The organism is Polycladidibacter stylochi (assembly GCF_001562055.1).
In the GTDB taxonomy this organism is placed as follows: Bacteria; Pseudomonadota; Alphaproteobacteria; order Rhizobiales; family Stappiaceae; genus Pseudovibrio; species Pseudovibrio stylochi.
This window is the reverse complement of sequence record NZ_LLWE01000024.1, coordinates 464,614-481,305: the sequence shown is the minus strand read 5'-3', so window position 1 is coordinate 481,305 and position 16,692 is coordinate 464,614. Positions and strand designations below refer to the sequence as shown.

Sequence of the window (16,692 nt, the reverse complement as noted above, 5' to 3'; positions counted from 1 at the left end):
AGCATCCAAACTATCCATAACCGTGATTATTGATATGACTTTAATTGAGAGCGAGTGAAACTCAGATATTACAAACTAACTAAGAACAGTGGCAAGACATTCAGATCATTTTATATTTCAATATCTCACATATGAATGGCAATTCTTTTCCTATCGTACAGTATTAATCTGGATCCACGAAGCTAACAAAATTCCTTTACTGCCCCAAATTCAGGAAGGTGTTGGACCGCGTTGCAATAAAGCCATTGTCTGCTTGGAAGTGCGGGAATTAAACGGCTATTTTATATAATGGGGTACAAAGCGCGATAGGTCCTTGGTTATCCGCGAGTGGTCTTCTCGAATACCAATTCCTGCCGCTTCATCGCCAATTACCCAAGAACCGATAACGCAGTAGTCATCGCCAAATTTCGGCGGTGCGTGATAGCTTTGATAAATAAAGCCCTCGCGCCCATAAGGTCCTGAGGCCTGCTCCTGCACACCGTTTGGATCACACAGGGTCACGTTCGCCCCTTCGCGGCTGAACAACGGCTTTTTGACATACTTTGAGCTCAGTGCGCTTTTCTGTGCGTCCTCTTCAAAATAAGCGGGCAGTAAATTGGGGTGGTTTGGAAACATCTGCCAAAGCAACGGCAAAATACCCTTATTGGAAAGAATGGCTTTCCATGGCGGCTCAATCAGCCGGATATTGCTTTTGGGCAAAATCGGCCCGTAGGCTTCGCGAAACATCATCTCGTAAGGGTACAGTTTAAAAAGATTGTCGATCACATAACTATGTTGGTCGGCAAAACGGTGTTGCTCATCAACCCCGATATCTTCAAGGTAAACAAAGTGGCTTTGCAGGCCTGCCTGCTTGGCACAATCTTGCAAATAGCTTACTGTCGCCCTGTCTTCCTTCGCATCACTCACACATGTTAAGTGCAAATGCTCTTGCGGATCAACGATATCAGCCAAACGGGCAATTAGTTTATCTTGAAGCGAGTTGAACTGGTCGGCATCACTAGGCAGTTGTTGATTGCCAATCAGCTCTTCTATCCAGTTCCATTGAAAAAAGCCGGTTTCATATAAGGATGTTGGCGTATCCGCATTAAACTCCAACATCTTAGCAGGGCCATGACCATCATAGAGTAAATCAAAGCGGCCATAGAGTGCTGGCTCGCCTGCCTGCCAGGAACGGTTAATCCAATCCCAGTACGCTTCTGGTATTTCGAGTTTTTGAAGAAGCTGTTCGTCACGCAATACACGGTCAACCAGCTCAAGACAGCATGTGTTCAGATCTTCGGTGACGCTTTCCAGATCATTTTCTATTTGTGAAAGCGTGAACTCATAGGCTCGAGTTTCGTCCCAATAGGGTTGTCCATACATACTATGAAAATTAAAGCCCAATGCGGCCGCCTGATGCTTCCAGTTAGGCCGTTCTGGTAAAAAAATACGTTTCATACAATGATAGACCCTATTTTGCTTGCAGCAAGTAACCAGAGCATATTGGGAGGGGATCTGGATGATCCAGCCGTCTGCGTTACTCTCCAAGCTGTTCCAATTGGGAGCGGAACTGCTCAAAATTAATAATTACAACTAATAGGCACAAGTTTTACGTGTTATTTAATTGCTAATACTTGTAATAGCCTTTATATGTCAAATAATAAATAAGCATCTATAATTATCGTTTATTTGAGGAATAATCATATGAAAATCAATTATTCGCCTCATAAATATAAAATTATAAATATACTATGGTATAATAGTAATTACTTTAATAATTCACTTAATAAATACGGTTGACTATTTGAAGGGCCACCTCATTCTAGTTGCTTTAAGAGCTGGCAGCATAGAGCGTTCATTGTACTTCAACCTAATGCTTGCTCTTCGTCACTAACGCTAAATTCTATGGCTTGGCCGGTTATGCCTTCAATTACGGCACCTTAAGTTTTCATCCTCAAAGCACAGAAGCGTACAATGTTTAACTTTTTTCGAAAATCCAACAAGCAATCTGCCTTACCCCAATTGCATGGTATAACAATTGACAGAGCGGTAGCCATCGACAGTGTCGCCGTTAAAATATTGCCAGACGACAGCCTTATGGATGTTCCAACAACAGCCTTCAAGATTGTAGCACAAGGCCACTGCGATTTGGGGGAACAGTCGCACCTGCATCGCTTTTATCCCGATGATGACCGCCTCTTACTCCAGTTACAGGGGGGGGACGGCTTCAACGACGAACGCGTCGACGAGATCATGTTGTGGACCTACTATGACGTTCAATACCCCTCCTCCGAAGAACACTGGCAAGAAGTGCGCGACAGCATTTGCCTGCCATCCTTCACATTAGATGGGCCCAATGGTGCGGTTGTTTATGAGCGGGCCTGGTTTGGCAACTCCAGCCGTCATGAAGAGCCGATGCAATACTGGGAGCAGGTCTTTGAAGACGCCTCGGGTAAAAAGAGCCGACGTATTTTCCAAACCGCCATGCTGTTTGGCCGCACATTAAGCGATGGCCAAAACGAAATGCTGCTGGTGAACATGGAAGAAGATGAAAAAAGCGGCGAGCGCAGTGTGGCGTATATGCTGGGCCGCATGCTTGCCGAGCACGAGTTGAATATTTAGTTTTTGGAGTGAATCATGAACGAGATCTATCAATCCCTCTATGGGGTCCTCCCCTTTCTTTTGTATTTTAGTCTCTCCTTCATCATGCTGCTGGTGTTCATGGTGATTTACAAATTCATCACACCGCATGATGAGATGCAGCTTATTAAAGAAAACAATGGCGCAGCCTCACTTTCTTTCACCGGGGCTGTACTGGGTTTTTCTATCCCTATCGCAAGCGCTGCGGCCAACTCTATCAGCCTTATTGACTTTGCCGTATGGGGCGTGTTGGCCGGCCTTATTCAAATCATTACCTATTTCATCGTTCGTCTGTTTTACCCCAAACTGGCCTCGCGTATCGAAAACAACGAAACCGCCATGGGCATTCACTTGGGTGGTATTTCCATAAGTGTCGGGCTATTGAACGCCGCTTGTATGACCTACTAGTTTGGAGAGAAATATGAAGCGTTCTAGCCAACTAAAACTGGTTCTCATGGCTTCGGCCACCGCGCTACTGGCTGGTTGTGATTCTGACCGCAATCAAATTAACGGGCACGTTTTCAAAGATCTTGACGATTGCGTGCACTCGGGGGTTTACAGCTTCAACCAATGTAAAGTCGCTTTTAAGGCAGGGGATAAAATCGACTTTAAAGATGGCCCGCGTTACAAAAGCGAGAGACTTTGCGAAGCGCAGCACGGTTATGATGTTTGTGGTCGTTTCAATGGCGGCAGTAATTACGGCAGTTTTTATGCGCCCTATGCCAGCGGCTTTTTCATTGCCGATGAAGCTGCAGACCGGCGTAAATGGAAAAAGCGTGTACATCCGATTTATCCGGGTAAGGACGGGCGCTCCTATGACATTTACGGACAGCCCTATAACTTTACGAGCACCTCGAGCAAAAAAAGCTCCGGCATCAAAACCACCAGTGCTTCTGGTAAGCCGAGCAGCGTTTCGGGCAAACCGAGTAGTGCATCTAGTAAGCCTAAAAGCACCAAACCAAAGGCTGTGAAGAAACAAACCCGTACCTCGGTCGCCTCGCGTGGTGGCTTTGGCTCATCCTTTGGCCGCAGAGCTGGTGGCTAATGGGTTTTTAAAGAGGTGAGCCTTTACCCAGAATACTCAGGATAAAGGCTTGCCGTATTAATGGTTATCGCGTGGGATCCCTTTATGTGCAATTTTTTGGTACTTAACAGCCGGCTTTAACACCATGCCATTATCGAATTGATCGACCATGTCACGTTGTATTTCCTGCCAAGGTGTCTGACTCTCAGGGTATTCATATCCTCCTGCGTCTTTCAGCTGTTTTTGCCTTGTTGCCTATTCTTTATTGCTCAGCAATACATTTGCCTCACAGGTATTCAAATCTATGCGCACTACATCTCCATCTTGTAGCAAAGCAATACAACCGCCAGCTGCGGCTTCCGGCGCGCCATTCAAGATAGAAGGAGAACCAGAAGTGCCAGATTGGCGACCATCTCCAATGCAGGGAAGTGCTGTAATACCTTGCTTGTAAAGTGCTGCTGGGGGCTGCATGTTTACAACTTCTGCACCGCCTGGATGGCCAATTGGACCGGCACCTCGAATAACCATTATGGTATTTTCATCGATTCCGAGTTTAGGATCTTCCAAGCGTTCCCGGTAATCATCACGGCCATCAAAAACAACGACTTTACCTTCAAAGGCATTGAGATCATTCGGCTTAGATAAATACTTCTTACGAAACTCTTTAGAGATAACGCTCGTTTTCATAATTGCTGAGCGGAACAGATTTCCTTTAAGGCTGATAAAACCAGAGGCTGGTTTCAACGGATTATCGAAGGGATAAATAACGTCATAATCGTAAACTTCTGCCTCAGCGTAGTTTTCTCCAAAAGTTTTGCCGGTTACAGTCATACACTCTTTGTTGAGCAGATCTTTCTTCAAAAGTTCACTTACAACCCCGGGCACACCGCCCGCGCGATGAAACTCTTCGCTTAAGTATTTGCCGTTTGGCTGCATATTGACCAATAGTGGAAGGCCATGTCCATAATGCTGCCAATCATCATTACTCAGCTCAACCCCAATATGTTTTGCAACAGCGCCAAGATGAATAGGCGCATTGGAAGAGCCCCCAAGAGCAGAGCAAACTTTGATCGCGTTAATAAAGGCATCTTTGCTCATGATATGAGAGGGTCGAATATCCTCATGAACCAGACCAACAATACGCTCACCGGTTTTGTAAGAAATTTCCCCCCGCTCTCGGTAGGGCGCTGGTATAGAAGCACAGCCAGGCAGGCTCATGCCCAATACCTCTGCCAGAGAGTTCATGGTCGAGCCGGTGCCCATTGTATTACAATAGCCTGGTGATGTTGCCTGGGCAGCTGTTAAATCAAAATAGCCTTGGCGGTCAATTTTACCTGACGATAAGTCTTGCCGTGCTTGCCAAACAATCGTACCACAACCAACCGTTTGCCCTTTATGATACCCATTCAGCATGGGTCCAACAGTGAGGCAAATTGAAGGAATGTCTAAGGTTGCAGCAGCCATTAGCAACGCTGGTGTTGTTTTATCGCAGCCAATCGTAAGTACAACACCATCAATAGGATAACCGTGTAAAATTTCGACAAGTCCCAGATAAGCCAGATTACGATCCAACGCAGCAGTGGGTCGGCGGCCATTTTCCTGTATGGGGTGAACAGGAAACTCAAAAGGTATACCACCAGCATCACGAATACCGGCCTTAACGCGTTCAGCCAAAACCAAATGATGCTTGTTACAAGGGGACAAATCCGAGCCTGTTTGTGCAATACCGATAATTGGTTTGCCCGAGCGTAGCTCTTCCATCGTTGTACCATCATTTAAGTAGCGCTCGAAGTAAATGGAAGCCATGTCAGCATCTGGATGGTCAAACCATTCTTGGGAACGAAGCCGTTTTTTATGCATTATTCTCTCCCTAATGCGCTAAAAGTAGTTTTCGAATTCTGTCAATCAAATATAAAAGGTGCTGGTGCCAATAAACGCGAGCGATAAGAGCGCTCAAGGTGAGCACCCATCAAATCGGAAGCCAGTTGCGCATCTTCATTCAAAATTGCCTCGTAAATGGTATGGTGTTCCCTATAAACAAGACGATCGTGTTCTTTTTGTTCTTGCCATGAGGGGCGGTGCGACAACATATCGTCGATATATTCGCCATAAAGTGCCATAATGATATTATTGCCAACCACATCCATAATGGCATGATGGAAATTGCGATCAGTCTCAGCAAACTCAGGTTGCCCTATGGCATTGTAGTTTTCTTCAAGTCGCGCTTTGATTTTGGCAATTTGAGTATTCGTGGCTTTAACCGCGACTTCTTTTATGGCGCCGCATTCAAGATACAGTCTTATTTGCTCCATTTGAGGTATACTATCTATATCTCCGAGATGATTACGCAGCTTCACAGCAGCTGACATAATGATATCAGCAATACTGGGTTTACATACACGCGCGCGTTTACCAGGTTCGCTTTTTAAGTACCCTTCAAGCTGAACCCTTAGCAAAGCTTCACGAACTACTGTTCTTGAAACAGAATATTTTTCTGATAACTCTCTCTCAGTAGGTAATTGCAAATTTTCACATATTATACCATGATGTATATCATCGATTATTTTCAATGATATTTCATGTGCACCTAATTTATTCTCTATGAAGTCCATTTCTCCTCCCCGGATATGGTCATAGTTTCATCGATTGAGACTAAGTACCAAGGCTAAGTCTCATTGTCCGCTCAAGCCGTACCAATGGCAAAAAACTGAATTCACTCTTCACGATAGACGGAAATGCAAATTTGGTACTACTATCGCTATAATTGCTCGCCACCACACCTCACTAAGTTGCGCACACACATTGTATAGGCTACACATTTTTATTATTTGTCAACAATATTACAATAATTGGTGTACCATATTGTATATCAGTAGCGAATCAATTTATAGATATATGCAGAAGTTGCGCATTAAGATGTAATGCAGAATAAGAATAATATTGGGAGATATTATGTATAAAGTACTCTCTGGTTTACATGTAGCACTACTAACTGGATTCAAGGATAATGGCGATTACTGCTCTAAGCGCCAGGAAAATATACTTGAATATGTTATGCGCCAGAATATTACCGGGCTTTTCGTGGGTGGTAGTAGTGCTGAAGGCGCGCTGATGACATTTGATGAACTCAAAGAACAGCAAATTCAGTGCCGAGATTACGCTAAGGGAACGAGCAAGAAACTTATTGCCCATGTAGGGCAGCCCTCCTTGAGAGAAGCGATTGCATTGGCTGAAAATGCAGCCGAACTCGGCTATGATGGGCTCTCGGCGTTGCCGCCACACTCATTCCCATTCAATCAAGATGAAATTTTTGCCTATTATCGCGATCTGGCTGCAGCAACTGATTTGCCTGTGATCGTGTATGAAGCGCCTTTCCGTACCGGCCGCCCAACACCGATTGATGAAATGACCAAGGTCTTGGACCTACCGAATGTTACAGGTTTGAAATTCACCAGCTCGGATCTGTTTGGCCTGTCATGTCTACAAAAAGCCCGTCCAGAAATCGCGTATTTCTATGGCTTTGACGAGTTGCTATCCAGCGCTTATGCGCTTGGTGTTGATGGCGGTATTGGCACCACTTACAATGTGCTGGGTAACCTTTACATGGCCATTCACGAAGCGGAAAAGGCCAATGATTTGGCTAAAATGCGCGAGTTGCAAATGATTTCGCAAGACTATGTACGTGCGATCATTCAAACCGGCGTTATGCCAGGCACCAAACTAACCCTTGAAGTCCTTGGTGTTGATTGTGGTCCTTCACGTGCACCATTTAGCCTGCGCGGCGACAATCCGAGAAAAGTAATCGAAGACGCTGTAAATGCACCGGCCTTTAAAGACTGGATTGCCTAAAGGTAATATCAGCATACAGGAGTTCCATTTACAAAGCAGTTATAGAGAAAGAGGGGTAACTTCAGTTCTTTCTCAATAAAAGCTACGACAAATAAATTGAATCGTAGCAAACAACCGCAAAATTACTTGAAAAATTAAATAGTAATCTTGCGACAACCCATCCAACAGTAATCCATAGGAACGGGAGTCAACTTATGGGTATTAACTTAAAAAAAACAGTAGGATCAGCAGTATTCGTCTCTTCTTTGCTGCTCTCTTCTGCTTCTTTTGCTGCAACTTGGACAATTCAAACCAGTACTGTACCTGGTGATCCTGGTATGCCTGTTTACCAAGCATGGGCTGAAAAAGTAAAAGTAATGACAGAAGGCCGCGTTGAAATAAACGTCGTGCCACAAGATGCTATTGTACGCTACGATGAGTTGTTTAATGCTGTACGCATGGGGGTTGTTCAAGGACAAATCGCATCACCAGCTTTCTGGTCAGGTACAGAACCAGCTTTCGGCTTGATGGGTGATCCAGTCGGCGCATGGTCACAAGCACTTGATTTTCTTGATTATGTTTACAACGATGATGGTCTTAACCTGATGCGAGACCTCATGAAGCCCTATGGTCAGTATGTTGTAGGTATTCAGGTTCCAGGTGTTGAGGCTTTTGTTTCTACTGTGCCAATTCATGGTGTCGAGGATCTTAAGGGCCTAAAAATCCGTTCACCAGAAGGTATGGCGTTTGCAGCGTTTGAAGCTGTTGGTGCACAGCCTGTTCAAATGTCAGGTAACGAAATTTACTCTTCTTTGGACAAAGGCGTAATTGATGCAGCTGATGCGGCTGGTTTTGCAGCAAACCAAGCGTTCGGCTATCATGACATTGCGAAGTATCCAAACTTCCCTGGTTTCCACTCCACCACTCAGATGGTACTCGCAATCAACCAGAAAGCATGGGACAGCGTCTCTAAAGCCGACCAGTTGATTATGGAAACCACATTCCAAAACGTAGCCTACGAGTTTGAATCCATGATCCGCGGTCTTGATTTGAAAGCATTGGCCGAAGTAAAGAAAAATCCAAATGTTGAAGTGATTTCTTGGGCTCCAGAAGAGAACAAGAAATTCCGCGCGATCTGTAAAAAGATTTGGGCAGGCTGGGCAGAAAAATCTCCAGCATCTAAACGCGTTTACGATTCTCTACTCAATTACCTCACTGAGCGCGGCCTTATCTAATAAGCCCTCGATCACAGAGCCCCGTAAAAGCGGGGCTCTAGCTTTCTATCAGGTTGTTGGGGAATAAAATGACAACAGATAATGTTGAAGCCCAAGTAGAAGAAATTGTAGAACAAGACCCAGTTACCTTTAGCAACGATGTGGATGTCAAGCTTGATAAACTGCTCGGTCCACTCGGGTGGTTGATTGTAGCTGTTGCTCTCATTTCATTTTACGAAATCATATCCCGCTATGTGTTCGGTTCGCCAACACTGTGGGTCTATGAAACGTCTTACACACTCATTGGCGTTGTATTTTTGCTTTCTGGCATAAAAGCATTGGCAAGAAATACACATGTCCAAATCGACCTACTCGAACAGTTTTTGCCGCATAAAGCGAAAGCTATACTTCGCTTTATTAACCGCATCATCCTGTTATTAGTGACATATGCCTTAACATACATCTCCTCCATTATGGCATGGGCGTCACTTAATATGCGTCCGGGTGAACTCTTTTCACTTGAGCGTACTGGTACCAGTTTTAACTCTTTCGCTCCGGCAATCATCAAAACGACCCTGTTTATCTCATGTGTCGTTATGGCTGTTCAGGCGACATTCCAATTATATTCCCGCTATAAAGAATTGAAGCGGGAATTGTCAGCTCATCCTGAAGGAGGTGACAAGTAATGGATATTCAAACCGCAACAATCCTTCTGTTCACTCTCGCCTTTGCTATTCTCCTTACAGGTATTCCTCTGGGTTTTGCGACCAGTGCTGTTGCAATTGTATTTGCCTACTCTTGGTTTGGGCCGGACGCACTAACAATTGTCACAAGTCGTATGTATGGCATTGTTACTGAGCCAAGCTTAGGTGCGATCCCAATGTTTGTTCTTATGGCCTGTTTACTGGACCGCTCGGGCTTGTCGACAGATCTGTTTAACGGACTTCGAATACTTGCTGGTAAATTGCGTGGCGGTGTAGCTGTTCAAACCATCGCTGTAGGCTTCCTCATGGCTGCTATGTCTGGCGTTATTGGTGGTGAAACAGTACTGCTTGGCTTGCTTGCTTTACCTCAGATGCTGCGTTTGGGGTATTCCAAAAACATGGCAATTGGCTCGGTTTGTGCTGGTGGTGCTTTGGGTACAATGATCCCCCCATCAATTGTGCTGATTATTTTTGGTTTGATGACCCGTACATCAATCAGTGATTTGTTCACTGCAACTGTTGTACCCGGCACCATTTTGATGCTCTCTTATGTCGCCTATATCCTTATTTGGTGTTATTTGCGCCCACAAGATGGTCCGCCACTTTCCGATGAAGAGCTGGAAAAAATTAAAAATAGCGATGTTAGCCCGTTTAACCTTGTTATCCTACCAGCTTGCTTAATCTTCCTGGTTTTGGGTTCCATTTACACCGGTATGGCAACAATTAATGAATCTGCTTCACTTGGTGTTGTTGGTGCATTGGCCATTCTAGTCATTAAAAAGCGCTTTACCTACAAAATACTGGACGCCTCGGTACGTGCGACAGTGAATACCTGCGGAACAGTAATTTGGGCAGGTATGGGAGCTATCGCCATTGTTGGTATCTATAATATGATGGGTGGCGGTGCTTATATTTCCAGCTTGTTTGCAGGCATTGATGCCCCTCCAATCGTAACAATTTTGATCATGCTTGGCATTTTCTTCATCCTTGGCACCTTCATGGACTGGATCGGAATTGCCATGCTGACACTGCCGATCTTTGTTCCGATTGTTGTTTCCCTTGGGTATCATCCAATCTGGTTTGGTGTGCTGTTCTGTATCAACATCCAAGTTGCATTCATGTCACCGCCAATGGGCGCTTCAGCTTTCTTCCTAAAAAGTGTTGCCCCGCCAGATATCTCGTTGTTCGATATCTACCGCTCCTTCATACCGTTTATTCTACTGCAAATATCGGTTCTGGTTCTGGTAATGATCTTCCCACAACTTGCACTTTGGGCACTGTAAATAAGTGAAGGAGGGAGGAAACTCCCTCCTTTAGTAAGTAGTGAGAGAGCACATACAGCATTGCTGGAACAGCTTGCACTAGCAACCACCCTTTTCCTTCCCTGCTAAAGAAGTAACCCCATGCTTACCATCGAGAAAACGCGTAGTATTTTATTAAGTGCACCTTATGGAGCCGAAGGTAGTGCTGAAAACTTGCTCCACCTGCCACAGGATCAGCGTATTTGCTCCATGGTGGAGATAACACTTTCGGATGGAACAACTGGATTGGGAGAGGGGTACCTTGGGGTTTTTGCCCCCGAAGTTTTCCTAAGCATAACTGATCTGGTTGCACAGAACATTCAAGGCTGCTCATTAGATGAAGGTATTGCTCCTATTGTACGCAAAGCCCGAACAGTATGTGGCTACTGGTCATTACAAGGGGCTGCTCAGCACGTTGTGTCTGCATTTGAAGTCGCTCTGGTTGATGCCCTCTCCAAGCACAGTCAAATCCCGGCGGTTGAGTTGTTTGGCGGCACAAAAGTAAAATCTATTGAAATGTACGGCTCAGGTGGCGACTCTCTCCACCCTCGGTTTATGCGTAAAGAACTAGATGAGTTGCACAAGCGCGGTATCAAAACCATTAAAATCCGCGCGCGACACGATAACATTGCCAAAACTGTATGGACCATTAACGAGGCTGCAAAATACGGCATTAAAGTTGCTGTTGATATGACGCAAAACCTTGTTATGGAAGGTCAAACTGCACAGAATGTGATTGATTTCTGTAAGACCATTGAAAAGCTGACAGGCCAGCAACTCGTGTTTATTGAAGAATGCTTGGGTCTTGATAAACTTGACCAACTCCCCAACTTAACGAAGATTGAAGGAATTAATGTGGCTGGAGGTGAGATTGTCACCACCAAGGAAGAGCTGCTGGAGCGTATAGAGAGAAAATACTACGATATTGTGCAGCCAGATGCCTCAGTTTTAGGCGGAATTCAAAGTACAATTGATGTTTGCAATTATGCGCAACAAAACAGTGTGCGCCCTGTTGTCCACTCATGGGGTGGGCCTGTGTGCATGATGGCGAATTATGTAGCCGCATTTGCCACTGGTTGCGATTTAATCGAATATCCTATGCCACCATTTGCACTGCGACAAGCCATGTGTGATTTTGAAAGCCGTATTAAAAATGGGTACTTCCACTTAAAAGACGATATCGGCCTAGGCGTGAGCTTAACGCCGGAGATTGAGCAAAAATACGCTTACGACCCAGCAACAGTTTACCACTGCATGCCAAGCGATGCCAGCTTGCAACAACTCTCTCAAAGCCAGAAAAACTGGGAGTAAGCCATGTTAACGCCGAATAAGCTAAAGGGGAATTGGGCAACGCTCCTTTTGCCTCTTCACGGCGAAGATATTTTGTGGGAGATACTTTCAAAGCAAATCGGTTACTACATAGAAGCGGGTGTAGATGGAATTTACTCGAACGGAACGGCGGGGGAGTTCTATGCACAATCCTATGAAGAGTTTTGCAAAATAACCGAAATGCTTGCAATGGCCTGCCACGAAGCTGGAATGGCATTTCAAGTGGGTGCAAGCCACTGCCACCCGCAAAGCATGCTAAAGCGGGTTGCCTTTGCGGCCCGTACTAAACCTGCAGCTATTCAAGTTATTTTACCCGATTGGTTTCCTTGTAACTTAGAAACAGCGGCAACATTTTTGCAAAAAGCGGCATGTGTGGCAGAGGGAACACCGCTTGTTCTTTATAATCCACCACATGCCAAGGTAAACCTCGCGCCACATGAACTACGCGAATTGTTTGATGCGACACCCTCGCTCATTGGATTTAAACTGCCTCGGTTGAGTGATGAAATATGCGCTACAAACCTACAGAACGATGCTTCTATTTTTGTAGCCGGTCATTTTCTAGCAACAGATTCCTTAAAAGGTGCAAGAGGGTCATATTCCAATGTGTGTTGCTTAAACCCAGTTGCCACTCAAAAGTGGACTGATGCGTGTTTAGCATCGAAACCGGATGCGATTGAGCTTGAAGGGCGTATTCAGCTGTTTATGCGCAGTTACATGGCACCGTTTATTGAACAAAAGGGCTACTGCAACGCAGCAGTTGATAAGTTTATGGCCTCACTTGGCGGGTGGTGCCCAATAACACCGGCCATGCGCTTTCCCTATAGATCAATCCCCAAAGAAGAAAGCTTTTTTCTTCGCAAGAAACTCCAAACAGTACTTCCAGAATTCTGCTAATTATTACCGGGAGATAATAATGAACAAGAACAATAGTCCCAAGGTACATATCCTAAATCATGAACATGACGACTTGTCGCTAGAGCGGGATATTTTTTCAAAAGCTGGTTATGAGCTGGTTGAGGCCTTCGGTCGCGATGAAGAGCTTATTGAGCAGGTAAAAGATACCCGTGGTTTATTGCATATTTATGCCAATATCGATGCCACTTTCGTTAATGCTCTGACCCAATGTAAGGGCGTTTCGCGCCCGGGTACTGGCTATGAAACAGTTGATGTTAATGCCTGTCGCGCCAAAGGCATCGAAGTGGCGCATATTCCAGATTACGGCGATGGCGAGGTTGCAACACATGCAGCGGCTCTTATGCTTTCACTGCAACAACGTGTAAATGAGCATGCAAGTTATACCCGTGCTGGTATATGGGATTTTAAAAAAGTCATCGCACCAAGACGCATGAAAAATAGCGTATTAGGTGTTATCGGATACGGGCGTATTGGGAAAGAATTCGTCGAGCGAATGCTACCGTTTGTACAAAAGGTAATCGTGGTAGACCCTTTTGCTGTAAAAGAAAGGCTACCGGATCGGGTCGAATTGGGAGGCCTTGATGATATTTGCGAACAAGCGCACATGATAAGTCTGCATTGCCCATTAATGCCAAGTACGAGCCATATTCTAAATGATGCAGTTTTTGAAAAGATGCAACAAAAGCCGATACTCGTGAATGCGTCACGCGGCGGGCTTATTGATACCGATGCATTGATTAGAGCACTCGATGGCGATTTATTAACTGCTGTGGCCCTAGATGTTCTTGAGGACGAACCCAATATTCCCCAATCACTTAAAGAGCGTCAAAATGTAATTATAACACCGCATGTGGGCTGGTTTTCAGCAAGTAACATTATTGAAGTCCGCACTCGAACGGCCCAAAACCTAGTTAGTATGCTAAGAGGCGAAACACCAGACCGGCCGGTACCAATGCAAGAGGGCTAAATCTGTAGCATGTAAGAATACGCTTTCTTACAGAATTACCTCAGACTTGAAACCGTAGGGTTAGGTACACACAAAGATCAAGCTTATTTGCGGTATTTGGTCCATACTTACCGCCTTGAATACGTGCCGATCAGGTATCGTCCACTCAACTCTGGCGAGAGCTTAGTCTTGTAAATCATGAGTATGACTTAAGCCAGAGTCAGTTACTAGCACCTCTGTTTTGTACCCGAGATTATTGCCCACTATACAACGCTACTAGTCTCCAGACCAACTACAAAAGTTTCTGGCGGTTTTCTCGATGCTTCGCAATTTCTTTGTTCTTTCTTACCAACAACGTAAAATTATTGGCGCTTGGCGAATAGATAATCACTCGGTAATCTCCCCATTGTTGAAGGAGCTTTGGCGTAGAGTCATGCTGCCCGTTTTAGTTTAGTGGCAGGGGGAGTTTCTAAAAAAGTTTAAGGATGGGGAGTTCACTTTTACAACTAATAACTAAAGGCTAAGTGCATTTTACAGGGTACCTGAACTGCAGCAAATAAAATGTATTCAGGTACCGACAGAGGTAGATTATTTGAGTAACTTTATTGTTAGCAAAAGGAGTAACGCAAATGAGAGCGAAAGAGCAAGAATTTGGGACAATTAATTGTGAGGACGCATTACTAAAGCTTAATAAACACTATGAAGAATTAAAAATAAATAATTGTAGTATAAATGTTATCGATAGAATGCTCGAAAGACGTTTTGAGCTGATGGATTTTTATAATGAACTAGATAATTTAGCCAATTCTAGAGAGGACGTAATATATCGTTTTATTGAAAGTATTTTATTGGCTGTAGCCCATTGGGGTCCGGAGGAAAGCGCGAAAGCCCGCGAAGCTAAAAAGCGTTTAAAAGAGATCAATGCAGATATTGCAAGAAAGGCTGCTGAGTTAGCCTCGCTCCTGGATGAACGATTAAATATTGATGGTTTATCTGGAGTTTCTGATAATACTAATAATTGTGTTTGCCAAACCCTAGAAATTGCTGCCCAAGCAAATGAAAATTATTATTACATATTTCATGTTCAAGAAAAAGTTAGAAGACTATATTGTCAATATGACTATAAATACTGGCCTACGCTTAGCGAGTTTATATATGAGGTTGCGCGAGATGCTGAGTGCGCCAAAATTGATAATACGAACGAAGTTACTGCTGAAGCCACGTTTGGTAAAAGAGGCTCTGATAAAGACTTTCTAAGGGCATTAACACAACGTATTAAACTAGAAAATGTTCCCGACCTACCTCGAATACCATTACTCAAGGATTTTTCAGATAAGGCTGTTGCATCATTAGTGAACTGTGTTCTTGATTTGCAGCCGGAAAAACTGAAAGACGCGGCATATATCAAACGATATCGTCAGGGCGAGCGTGAGAGAAAGCGAAATTTAGATAGCATATAAATTGTTATTGTATCGCTATTATATAATAATCTTTAGGAAGAAAGTTGGCTGGGGTGGTAGGATTCGAACCTACGGTACACGATACCAAAAACCGTTGCCTTACCACTTGGCTACACCCCAATGCCGTTTGAAGCTGTCCACTTGGTGGCGCTCCATCGCGTCGGTGAGGCGGTTTATAGCCAAAACCATTTGGGGGCGCAATATCTAATTTCGTGTTTCCTGTGTGAAAACTGTTTTTGAGGATCAATTTACTGATTTTATGGTTGTTTTTCAACAGGTTCACGCTACTTGAAACCATAGGAAACCCCTCGATTCTTGCTATTTTTTGCAATCTCATCAAGTTTTTTTTAACAGATGCAAATTCTGGCAGATAATTATTCCCAGTTTTTCCAAGTGGTTTGTGCATGCGACCTTTTATTCGGTATCTGCTGTGCCTATTGTGCGCCCATAAAGAGCGTAAAGATGAGCATTTACTAAATGAACAACCAAGCTAACTATGTGCTGACCCTTTCCTGTGGCGACAGGAAGGGAATTGTGGCCGCAGTAGCCAACTCGATTGCCTCGCAAAACTGCAATATTTGTGAGAGTGCCCAATATGGCGACCCTGAAACGCGCCGCTTTTTTATGCGTGTTTCTTTCGCGGCACCTGAGGGCATGGCGCGGGAGCAGTTTGAAAGCGGCTTTGCTCCTGTGGCAACGGCCTATGATTTCGATTGGCAACTACACGATTTAAGCCGCAAACCGCGCGTGCTTATTCTGGTCTCGAAAATGGGCCATTGCCTGAACGATTTGTTATATCGAAACTCTACCGGTCAATTGCCGATGGATCTTGTGGCTGTTGCGTCTAACCACACCACTTGGCAAAAACGAGTTGAACACGAAGATATTGCGTTCTACTATCTTCCAGTCAGCAAAGAAACCAAGCCGCAGCAAGAAGCGCAAATTCTGCAACTCGTAGAAGATCAAAATATCGATTTGGTCATTCTGGCGCGCTATATGCAAATTCTATCCAACGACCTTTCGGAGAAGCTCGCAGGTAAGGTGATTAACATTCACCACTCCTTCTTACCGAGCTTTATCGGTGCCAAGCCGTATCATCGGGCCCATGCGCGTGGTGTAAAAATGGTTGGCGCAACTGCACACTATGTGACCGCGGATTTGGACGAAGGGCCAATTATCGAGCAGGATGTGAGCCGGGTAGAACATGCCCACACCATTAACGAATTGATTGCACAAGGGCGTGATACCGAGAGCCAGGTATTGGCGCGTGCGGTACGTTACCACCTTGAGCATCGTATATTGTTAAACGGCGATCGCACCGTGATCTTTAAGTAATTCAGGCCGCAACT

General features: G+C 44.7%; 14 protein-coding genes, 1 tRNA gene and 1 pseudogene. 12 read left to right on the top strand and 4 right to left on the bottom strand.

Features of this window, described 5'->3' with window-relative positions:
• Positions 1-276: 276 nt before the first annotated feature.
• Entirely contained in the window at positions 277-1,437 is a 1,161-nt protein-coding gene (locus tag AYK67_RS08595; RefSeq protein WP_068084942.1) for a glutathionylspermidine synthase family protein, read from the bottom strand.
• Positions 1,438-1,953: 516 nt separating this feature from the next.
• Here AYK67_RS08595 and AYK67_RS08590 point away from each other — a divergent pair.
• Genes AYK67_RS08590 through AYK67_RS08580 form a run of 3 tightly spaced genes read left to right on the top strand, consistent with a single transcriptional unit; the run spans position 1,954 to position 3,664 of the window.
• Positions 1,954-2,601 carry a DUF2491 family protein gene (locus tag AYK67_RS08590; RefSeq protein WP_068084940.1) on the top strand — a complete coding sequence of 216 codons (648 nt, stop codon included), beginning with the start codon at positions 1,954-1,956 and terminating at the stop codon, positions 2,599-2,601.
• Between the two features lie 15 nt (positions 2,602-2,616).
• Positions 2,617-3,027, top strand: coding sequence for a DUF350 domain-containing protein (locus AYK67_RS08585; protein ID WP_068084935.1), 411 nt, complete (start codon positions 2,617-2,619; stop codon positions 3,025-3,027).
• 13 nt (positions 3,028-3,040) lie between these two features.
• Entirely contained in the window at positions 3,041-3,664 is a 624-nt protein-coding gene (locus AYK67_RS08580; protein WP_068084932.1) for a DUF1190 domain-containing protein, read from the top strand.
• A gap of 57 nt (positions 3,665-3,721) precedes the next feature.
• Here the strand turns inward: AYK67_RS08580 and AYK67_RS08575 are convergent.
• Both AYK67_RS08575 and AYK67_RS17675 read right to left on the bottom strand, forming a co-directional pair.
• Positions 3,722-5,503, bottom strand: a pseudogene (locus AYK67_RS08575) (IlvD/Edd family dehydratase).
• Positions 5,504-5,544: 41 nt separating this feature from the next.
• A complete protein-coding gene (locus tag AYK67_RS17675) occupies positions 5,545-6,255 on the bottom strand; it encodes a FadR/GntR family transcriptional regulator (RefSeq protein WP_068084930.1) in 711 nt (236 codons plus the stop codon).
• A 340-nt stretch (positions 6,256-6,595) separates the two neighbouring features.
• Here AYK67_RS17675 and AYK67_RS08565 point away from each other — a divergent pair, with 340 nt between their 5' ends.
• The 8 genes from AYK67_RS08565 to AYK67_RS08530 all read left to right on the top strand — a co-directional run bounded on the left by AYK67_RS08565 (position 6,596) and on the right by AYK67_RS08530 (position 15,343).
• A complete protein-coding gene (locus AYK67_RS08565) occupies positions 6,596-7,492 on the top strand; it encodes a dihydrodipicolinate synthase family protein (RefSeq protein WP_068084927.1) in 897 nt (298 codons plus the stop codon).
• 194 nt (positions 7,493-7,686) lie between these two features.
• Positions 7,687-8,706 carry a TRAP transporter substrate-binding protein DctP gene (dctP, locus tag AYK67_RS08560; RefSeq protein WP_068084923.1) on the top strand — a complete coding sequence of 340 codons (1,020 nt, stop codon included), beginning with the start codon at positions 7,687-7,689 and terminating at the stop codon, positions 8,704-8,706.
• Positions 8,707-8,774: 68 nt separating this feature from the next.
• Positions 8,775-9,371 carry a TRAP transporter small permease subunit gene (locus tag AYK67_RS08555; RefSeq protein ID WP_068084922.1) on the top strand — a complete coding sequence of 199 codons (597 nt, stop codon included), beginning with the start codon at positions 8,775-8,777 and terminating at the stop codon, positions 9,369-9,371.
• Entirely contained in the window at positions 9,371-10,672 is a 1,302-nt protein-coding gene (locus tag AYK67_RS08550) for a TRAP transporter large permease (RefSeq protein ID WP_068084921.1), read from the top strand. Before AYK67_RS08555 ends, AYK67_RS08550 begins: the two co-directional genes overlap by 1 nt.
• A 120-nt stretch (positions 10,673-10,792) precedes the next feature.
• On the top strand, positions 10,793-12,001 hold the full coding sequence (locus tag AYK67_RS08545) for an enolase C-terminal domain-like protein (RefSeq protein ID WP_068084915.1): 1,209 nt from the start codon (positions 10,793-10,795) through the stop codon (positions 11,999-12,001).
• A 3-nt stretch (positions 12,002-12,004) separates the two neighbouring features.
• A complete protein-coding gene (locus AYK67_RS08540; protein ID WP_068084912.1) occupies positions 12,005-12,916 on the top strand; it encodes a dihydrodipicolinate synthase family protein in 912 nt (303 codons plus the stop codon).
• Positions 12,917-12,935: 19 nt separating this feature from the next.
• Positions 12,936-13,904: a C-terminal binding protein gene (locus AYK67_RS08535; protein WP_068084909.1), complete on the top strand. Its 969-nt coding sequence runs from the start codon at positions 12,936-12,938 to the stop codon at positions 13,902-13,904.
• Positions 13,905-14,512: 608 nt separating this feature from the next.
• Complete coding sequence (locus tag AYK67_RS08530; RefSeq protein WP_068084905.1) at positions 14,513-15,343, top strand: hypothetical protein; 831 nt, start codon at positions 14,513-14,515, stop codon at positions 15,341-15,343.
• A 45-nt stretch (positions 15,344-15,388) separates the two neighbouring features.
• Here the strand turns inward: AYK67_RS08530 and AYK67_RS08525 are convergent.
• Positions 15,389-15,463: transfer RNA gene (locus tag AYK67_RS08525), tRNA-Gln, on the bottom strand.
• Positions 15,464-15,820: 357 nt separating this feature from the next.
• Between AYK67_RS08525 and purU the strand changes: the two genes are divergently transcribed.
• Positions 15,821-16,678, top strand: a complete 858-nt coding sequence (gene purU, locus AYK67_RS08520) for a formyltetrahydrofolate deformylase (RefSeq protein ID WP_068084902.1) — start codon at positions 15,821-15,823, stop codon at positions 16,676-16,678.
• Positions 16,679-16,692 lie beyond the last annotated feature (14 nt).